The following is a 7,547-nucleotide window of genomic DNA, read 5'->3' as shown; positions in this document are numbered from 1 at the left end:
CCGCTTGATGTATTTGGCGTGGGTGGCTTGTCGCACTATAGCTGTTCATCTTAGTGATAGCGTAAATAGCCATAAGTACTTCGAACATCGCACAGGGTAAGAGCTGGGTCCTTGAAGATTTGTGTGATGTCAGCAAATACAAAAAATAACGAACACTTAGTTACCCTAACTACTAATTTATCTTACTATCATGGCGCTTTTATTCGTATCTCTAAACATAAAAAGTATGCTGTTGAAAGACCCTCTTGGTTAATAATGGCATTATTAAATGCCACAAAAAGACTCATTAAATAATACTTTATATAAAATACTTTTAATAAAAGCATAAAAATAAGATTCTTCTGAGCGAATACTATGTCAGTGTCTCAGGAGAGTAACGTGAATTTTCTACAAAAATATTGTTTATCAACATCCTTATTTACCCGTTTTATACTCTGCGTGTTGGGCGTCCTTACTTGCATTGCGCAAAGCCAAGCTGCAGGTTTGATGACACCTAATAACAGCAATGAAGCCCTCGATTTACTCGAGCACCATGTCGAAGTAGTCATTGAAAATGGCTATGCCATTACTTCTATTGAACAGGTTTTTTACAACAAACATACACAAAATTTAGAAGCAATTTATTCGTTTCCAGTGCCTAAAAAAGCCGCGGTAGGTGAGTTCACCTACTGGCTCAATAACACGCCGATTACCGCCGAGGTTGTGGCAAAAAAACAGGCCCGCGACATTTACGAAAAAGAAAAACAAGCTGGGCGTAACGCTGCTTTAGTGGAGCAGGACGACTACCGCACCTTTGATATTTCGGTGGCTAACATTCAGGCTCAGCAAAAGGTCAGAACAAAGCTCACTTATATCCAAGCGGTGCATATCGATACCAGCGTGGGTCGCTATGTGTATCCCCTAGAAAACGGCGGAGTAGACGAGCAAAGCCTGCAGTTTTGGACGCAGAACGACACGGTAGAAGCGGCTTTTAGCTTCACTCTTAACTTTAGGTCGGCCTATCCAGTTGAGCAATTTCGCTTGCCTCAACATCCCAATGCCACAATAGAACAACTGTCTGCACAAGAGTGGAGGGTATCGATTGCCAATCAAGGCGCTAAAGCACAAACTGCACAAGAGCAAAATGATGCGTTCAATGCCCAAAGCACAGAGCAATCGACCACAAGCTCGGTCAATCAGTACGCCCATAAACTCGATACCGATATCTTGGTTTACTGGCGCTACCCGCAAAGTCACCCGGCCCACGTCGACCTTGTGACCTATAAAGCCGAAGGCGCAAATAAGGGTACATATATGCTCACCATTACCCCAGGAGATGACTTAAAGCCAATTGTTGAAGGGCGCGATTGGATATTTGTATTGGATTATTCAGGCTCGATGCAGGGCAAATATCAGAGCATGGTGGAAGGGGTCAAACAAGGCTTAGGTAAATTGAATCCTGAAGACCGTTTTCGTGTGGTCATTTTTGACAGTAGCGCAAAAGAAACTACTCCCAGCTTTGTGCATGCCACTGCGCAAAACGTAGCGCAGCAGATGCGTATTTTAGAGCAGCGTCAAGTAGGCTCAAGTACTAACCTTTACGAGGGAATGGAAAAAGCCATACGTATGATAGATGCCGACAGAACCACAGCCTTGCTATTGGTAACCGATGGCGTCACAAACACTGGTAAAACCGAAAAGCGGCAGTTTTTAGATCTGATAAAAGGCGCCGATGTGAGGCTCTTTACCTTTGTGATGGGCAACAGTGCCAATACGCCGTTGTTAAACGGTATGACCCAAGCATCCAATGGTTTTGCCATAAGCATCTCAAACAGCGATGACATCGTCGGTAAAATTATAGAGGCTACCTCAAAGTTAAATCATGCCGCGATGCATGATGTGGATATTAAAATATCGGGCATTAAAGTGAGTGACCAAACTCCCAGTAAAATAGGCAGTGTATATAGAGGTCAGCAGCTAATAGTGTTCGGTCACTTTTGGGATAACAATGGCGACAAAGGCAATCAGGTCAGCGTTGAGCTCAGTGCAAAAATAGCCGGGGAAAACATACGCTATAAAACCGAGTTTGAGTTTGATCAAGCACTTAGGCAGAATGCGTCCAATCCTGAATTAGAAAGGCTGTGGGCTTTTGCCAAAATTGAAGAGCTAGAAAACAGTTTGCGATATTTTGGTCAGGACTCCGATACTGAGCAGGCGATTACCGACCTGGCCATTGAATACGGTTTGGTAACGAATTACACCTCGATGCTTATTTTAGAGGAGCAGCTATTTGAGGCTTACGGCATTGAGCAAAGCAATAAAAAGCGAGTCAGCAATGAACAAGCGGCTAGGGAGCAGCGCAAGCTAGCAGGTGTACAAAACAATCGCGTTGATCAACAACAACCCATGTATAACGGCCCCGCCAGCAATCACAGTGGCGGTGGTGGCAGCTTAACTCCGTTTATGCTTTTATTCATTATCATGCTGGGGTGGGCCCGCTTAACTAAACCAAAGTGCTAGGAGCGTCTGAATCTAGTTACTAAAATAACTAGACCCGCTGCGCGCAGTTTTGTGCAGCGGGTTTTTGAGTATGGGTAGGAAAAGCTAAAGTGAGATGGTTCTTTGCTCTGTGTATTAAAATTAAGCAGTGCACGCATCACATAAAATTAAATATGCAAAAATCCTACGGACTTATGAGCGGTGCAAAGCGCGCTCTCAAATAGTTTATAATTTCGTTTGAATCATATAGCCATTGTACGCCATCGGTTGATTCAATCCGTAGGCAAGGGGTCTGCACTTTACCGCCGCCCTGCAACAGCTCTTCTCGATAGGGTGAGCCTTGCGAAACATTCCGCTTAGTGATCGGTAGATTCATTTTGTACATGGCTCTTCTCGTTTTAATACAGAAGGGACAAGCAAAAAATTGATATAGGGTGAGAGTTTCAAGTTCAGCCTCTATTTGTTGCTGTGCTTGCGCGCTGCGCTTGAGTTTTCGGCCACGAGTGATGACATCAAAAAAAGCAATGATGCCACCAAGTAGGTTTCGAATGAGGGTAATGAAAAAACGCATATTTACTACTTATTAGTCTACGGATGAATTGCGCGCGCAGTATACCCAAATTGCTGTGGGATCTATAGCTAAGCTTTACAGTAAATCTATGGTGTCGCTTTATGGTGTCTGTTTATGGTAAAGGTGTTGTAGTCTCGCAGCCTAATCTCGTCATCAAAGCCACTGAATCGTTGAATATAGGCATCAAATAAGGAATTTTCAGATTCATAATGGCGTTAGTTACTTGCTGATCGCAGTACGCTGCTGACTTTTGCAAGTCTTGATCAAACAAGAAACTCGCAGAGTTACCTTTTAAGTCGTATATGACTTTAAAAAAAGACGCGGGTACCATATGGGTCTCGTCTGCCGAAGGCAGCTTTGCTTGGCCCTCAGCATAAAGCGTACCGGTAATCACAAATAAAGACTGCCTGTAACTAACTGCGCTGCGAATCGCCGATTCTAATTCGACCCACGCGCCTTGATTTAAGGCTGACTTTTGTGGAGTAATGTTTGATAAGTAGTTGAGCTCACGCCAATTTCTGTGACCCGCAAAACTGGCAAGCGGTGCTTGGTGTCCTCGGTCGGTTTTCAGTTCTTTGAACGCACCCTTATAATCAGGCTCTTCTAAAGACTCATCATCGTCTATTAATGGATCATTGCCCCAATCTCTGCCAGGACTATCGCCAAAATTGAGCACGTTTACCTCGTATGCAACCCAGTCGGCAAATTTTGTTGTGGGGTTGTTGCTAAGCGCATAGGTATGATTAAACACTACGTCGTTGTTTTCTATATTGAGGCTAGGACACCCTAATGGACAATGCACGCTGCGTATATCTGAGATAGCCGAAAAGCTAAGGGTAATGAATAACACCATGCAAGCTTGTTTCATATTGTTCGTTCCATATAAGGGTAGAGATAGCTTTCATATACAGCATGACGGCATCGGAGTGTTAAAAATATCATGCTTGGCGCCTGAACACTATATTATCTGGGTGCATCACCTAACAGTTGTTTTTTAATGATTTCGGTCGTAATGTACCAGCATATAAAGATAAATGATAAACCCCTGACATTGTTATCGCCATGGATTTAATTACGTTGATAGCATAAATTTGCATATAAGAAGGTAGTGTCCATGGATTTTTTGTATGATTTTTTAATGCGTTTACTCACGCAGTTTCAATCACCGACACTTGGGTTTCTGATAGGTGGCATGCTTATCGCTGCGCTTGGTAGTAAACTGACTATTCCCGACGCTATTTATAAATTTATCGTATTTATGTTACTGATGAAAATCGGTATTAAAGGTGGCATGGAGATACGCGACGCAAATTTGGCTGAGATGATATTGCCGGCAGTTTTTGCGATGGTCATAGGGATAGTGATTGTATTGTTTGGCATCTTTGTATTTTCATTCCTTCCTAGCGTAAAAAAAGAGGATGGTTACGCAACCGCCGGTTTATTTGGCGCGGTAAGTGCCTCAACCTTTGCTGCAGTGATGGTAGTAATGGAAGAGGAGTCAATCAGCTACGAAGCATGGGTTCCTGCGCTCTACCCTTTCATGGATATTCCCGCGCTGGTACTGGCGATAGTCTTGGCAAATATTTACATTAAAAAACAAAAAGACGGCGATCAAACAGACGTTGATGTGTGGGGTATTGTCAAAGACAGCCTACAGGGCTCAGCACTTTCAGCGCTCATTCTTGGTTTGGCGTTGGGCTTACTAACCACACCTGATCGTGTGTTTGATAGTTTTTATGAGCCATTATTTCGAGGGTTCTTATCGATATTAATGCTGATTATGGGCATGGAAGCATATGCTAGAATTAATGAGTTACGGCGGGTGGCACATTGGTATGTGGTATATGCTTTTTTTGGGCCGATTGCTCATGGTTTAATGGCATTTGGTTTAGGTTATATTGCCCATCATCTTGTCGACTTTAGTCCTGGCGGAGTGATTTTATTATCAGTAATGGCAGCCTCTAGTTCAGACATTTCAGGGCCCCCAACCTTACGAAGCGGCATTCCTTCTGCCAATCCTTCAGCTTACATTGGGGCGTCTACCAGCGTCGGCACACCAGTCGCAATTGCCATTTGTATTCCTTTGTTTATAGTTTTAGCGAAGCTTGTGTTTGAATAGCAGGTTATTTTGGGTTCACAGTGTAGGAAAAAAGTAATATGACGCTTCATACTGCAGAAAAGGTGGTCATAATCACCGAAAAAATCATCTCAAAAGGTGTTTGTAAAATCATTGAGTCTTGCGGCGCAACCGGTTATACGATTGTTGCAGCCGGCGGAAAAGGAAGTCGAAATATTCGGTCGACGACTGAGCGAGCCTCTGTTGTTGACGATTTTGCCAATATTAAAATTGAGATCATTGTAAACAATTACGAAATGGCCGAAGCGATTATGGACAGTGTCAAAAAGACCTATTTTAAAAATTATTCGGGTATTACTTATCTCGAAGATATAAAAATTTTAAGACCCGAAAAATTCTAAAGATGTCCTCTTTGCTCAAACGAAGTCTGGACTAAACTTGTTTGCGGCATTCGTGCCCGCTTACTCCTGCAAAATCATCCAACAAAGACCAACAAATCCTGGTGTAAAGCAGCCAAAAATATCTCGTATTGCACTTAAGTATCTCACTCGATACCCAGCACTTTCTTATTTTGTCGTACTCTTTGTTCTCACCAAACCATGTTAACTAGGAGAAGCCTTTGTCTTCCATGCTTCAACCGGTAGAAAGTAAATTTAGATTAGTCACTCGCAGCGATTTTGATGGATTAGTGTGCGCCGTCTTGTTAAAAGAAATTGGTCTGATAGACGATATCAAATTCGTGCATCCAAAAGACATGCAGGACGGAACCATTGAAATTACCCCTAATGATATTACAACTAACCTGCCATACGTTGCGGGCTGTCACATAGCCTTTGACCATCATGCCAGTGAGATGACGCGTCGTGGTGATAATGCCAAGTCCAATCATGTAATAGACCCGAATGCGCCCTCGGCGGCAAGAGTGGTTTATGATTATTACGGCGGTCGCAGTATTTTCCCAAATGCTTGGGATGGCATGATGGAAGCCGTAGACAAGGCCGACTCAGCACAGTTTTCAAAGGATGAAATTTTAAATCCTACCGGCTGGGTATTGCTTAATTATCTTATGGACAGCCGCACAGGCTTAGGTCGATTTAGAGAATTCAGGATTTCAAACTATCAACTGATGATGGCGTTGATTGGATATTGCAGAAACCACACTATCGAGCAAATTATTGCTCTGCCAGACGTGCAAGAGCGCGTAGAGATGTACAATCAGCACAGCGAAAAATTTAAGCAACAGCTGCTTGATTGCTCAACCGTGCATGGCAATTTAGTGGTGCTAAATCTTCAAGATGAGCCGGTAATTTATGCAGGCAACCGCTTTATGATTTACGCCTTGTTTCCTCAGTGCAATATTTCGATTCATCAGATGTGGGGTTTCCAACAGCAAAATACTGTATTTGCGATTGGTAAATCCATTTTAGATAGAGGCTCAAAAACTAATGTCGGCGAACTATGCTTGCGCTTTGGCGGCGGTGGGCATCACGCGGCCGGAACCTGTCAGGTAGACAATGATAAGGCCTTTTCGGTAAAAGCTGAGCTTATTGAGCGAATAACTAGAGAAGGTTAGCACTGCCTAAGGCTATGATATTTCATCAAAGGCGTTCACTGTAAAGTGGGCGCTTTTTAGTTTCTGGTGTAAAGGTTTGTAGTTCGCTTTACCTCAGATAAATCCCTCTCTTATTAAGTGTCTATTGCTATGATACTCAACAGAACCTATTATCAAACGGTAATATTTTTGCGTCGGCACATAGCCCGCAGAACTTCTCATTTACTCCTTATATTTTAGGTTTCTATGCAACTAATTAAGATAGATAAAGCGCGCTACAGACGCCATTTAAACAGAGTGATAGTTGGGTGTATCGCAGGATTGGCAGTCGGCAGCTTAGTGATAGCGCAATTGCTGATTGCCCTTTTTCCAGATGAAAGCGGCAGCCATTTTCACTGGAATTTAACAGGGGTTGTTATCACCAGTGCCATTATAGGATTTTTACTGAATAAATACCGCGGGCATCCATTTATGACCGAAGTGGTTTATGTTTGGGATTTAAAGCAAGCGCTTAACAAAATTAACCGCAAAATGCTCAAAATAAAAGCGGCCGGCCAAGAAGGGAATATAGATGCTTTGTTGGCTATGCAATATAGCTACGCAGGTTCGCGCTTATTATGGCAGTTAGACGATAACACGATCATTATGGAAGAGCTTGCTATTGCACAAGCCGAACTCGATAGTTTGACAGCGAAGTATCAAGTAACGATCAACGCCGATGATTATGACGCCAGCATATTGAAGCAATTTTGATGTTTTAACAAGCTCTTTGAATTTTCCTTAAAATTTGCATATACGCTCATGATTTTAGGAAAAAACGCGATATATAATTATGATGCGTGTGCTTGATAATAAGCGTAAACAGCCAA

The 7,547-nt window shown here is 42.8% G+C and carries 7 protein-coding genes; 5 read left to right on the top strand and 2 right to left on the bottom strand.

Features of this window, described 5'->3' with window-relative positions; translation table 11 throughout:
* Positions 1-378 precede the first annotated feature (378 nt).
* The gene (locus AB9H30_RS11195; RefSeq protein WP_371194752.1) at positions 379-2,499 is read left to right on the top strand and encodes a VIT and VWA domain-containing protein; all 2,121 of its coding nucleotides are present in this window, start codon (positions 379-381) and stop codon (positions 2,497-2,499) included.
* 163 nt (positions 2,500-2,662) lie between these two features.
* On the opposite strand, the gene AB9H30_RS11190 is transcribed toward AB9H30_RS11195, so the two are convergent.
* Together AB9H30_RS11190 and AB9H30_RS11185 are read right to left on the bottom strand one after the other, a co-directional pair.
* Complete coding sequence (locus AB9H30_RS11190) at positions 2,663-3,049, bottom strand: glutathione S-transferase N-terminal domain-containing protein (RefSeq protein WP_371194751.1); 387 nt, start codon at positions 3,047-3,049, stop codon at positions 2,663-2,665.
* Positions 3,050-3,161: 112 nt separating this feature from the next.
* Positions 3,162-3,917: a DNA/RNA non-specific endonuclease gene (locus AB9H30_RS11185; protein ID WP_371194750.1), complete on the bottom strand. Its 756-nt coding sequence runs from the start codon at positions 3,915-3,917 to the stop codon at positions 3,162-3,164.
* A 246-nt stretch (positions 3,918-4,163) separates the two neighbouring features.
* Between AB9H30_RS11185 and AB9H30_RS11180 the strand changes: the two genes are divergently transcribed.
* The 4 genes from AB9H30_RS11180 to AB9H30_RS11165 all read left to right on the top strand — a co-directional run bounded on the left by AB9H30_RS11180 (position 4,164) and on the right by AB9H30_RS11165 (position 7,431).
* Positions 4,164-5,168 (top strand): sodium-dependent bicarbonate transport family permease, encoded by a 1,005-nt coding sequence (locus AB9H30_RS11180; RefSeq protein WP_371194749.1) that lies wholly within the window; start codon positions 4,164-4,166, stop codon positions 5,166-5,168.
* 38 nt (positions 5,169-5,206) lie between these two features.
* Positions 5,207-5,527: a P-II family nitrogen regulator gene (locus AB9H30_RS11175; protein WP_371194748.1), complete on the top strand. Its 321-nt coding sequence runs from the start codon at positions 5,207-5,209 to the stop codon at positions 5,525-5,527.
* 227 nt (positions 5,528-5,754) lie between these two features.
* Positions 5,755-6,699: an exopolyphosphatase gene (locus AB9H30_RS11170; protein ID WP_371194757.1), complete on the top strand. Its 945-nt coding sequence runs from the start codon at positions 5,755-5,757 to the stop codon at positions 6,697-6,699.
* Positions 6,700-6,924: 225 nt separating this feature from the next.
* The gene (locus AB9H30_RS11165) at positions 6,925-7,431 is read left to right on the top strand and encodes a DUF3087 domain-containing protein (RefSeq protein ID WP_371194747.1); all 507 of its coding nucleotides are present in this window, start codon (positions 6,925-6,927) and stop codon (positions 7,429-7,431) included.
* Positions 7,432-7,547 lie beyond the last annotated feature (116 nt).

Source organism: Glaciecola sp. SC05 (genome assembly GCF_041380235.1).
GTDB lineage: Bacteria > Pseudomonadota > Gammaproteobacteria > Enterobacterales > Alteromonadaceae > Glaciecola.
Note: the sequence above shows the minus strand (reverse complement) of the source record. Positions and strands in the feature narration are given on the sequence as shown.

Bases quoted from the DNA above. Each gene is read 5' to 3' on its own strand.
- AB9H30_RS11180 (WP_371194749.1), top strand. From the start codon at position 4,164: ATGGATTTTTTGTATGATTTTTTAATGCGTTTACTCACGCAGTTTCAA.
- AB9H30_RS11165 (WP_371194747.1), top strand. From the start codon at position 6,925: ATGCAACTAATTAAGATAGATAAAGCGCGCTACAGACGCCATTTAAAC.
- AB9H30_RS11185 (WP_371194750.1), bottom strand. From the start codon at position 3,917: ATGAAACAAGCTTGCATGGTGTTATTCATTACCCTTAGCTTTTCGGCT.
- AB9H30_RS11175 (WP_371194748.1), top strand. From the start codon at position 5,207: ATGACGCTTCATACTGCAGAAAAGGTGGTCATAATCACCGAAAAAATC.
- AB9H30_RS11170 (WP_371194757.1), top strand. From the start codon at position 5,755: ATGCTTCAACCGGTAGAAAGTAAATTTAGATTAGTCACTCGCAGCGAT.
- AB9H30_RS11190 (WP_371194751.1), bottom strand. From the start codon at position 3,049: ATGCGTTTTTTCATTACCCTCATTCGAAACCTACTTGGTGGCATCATT.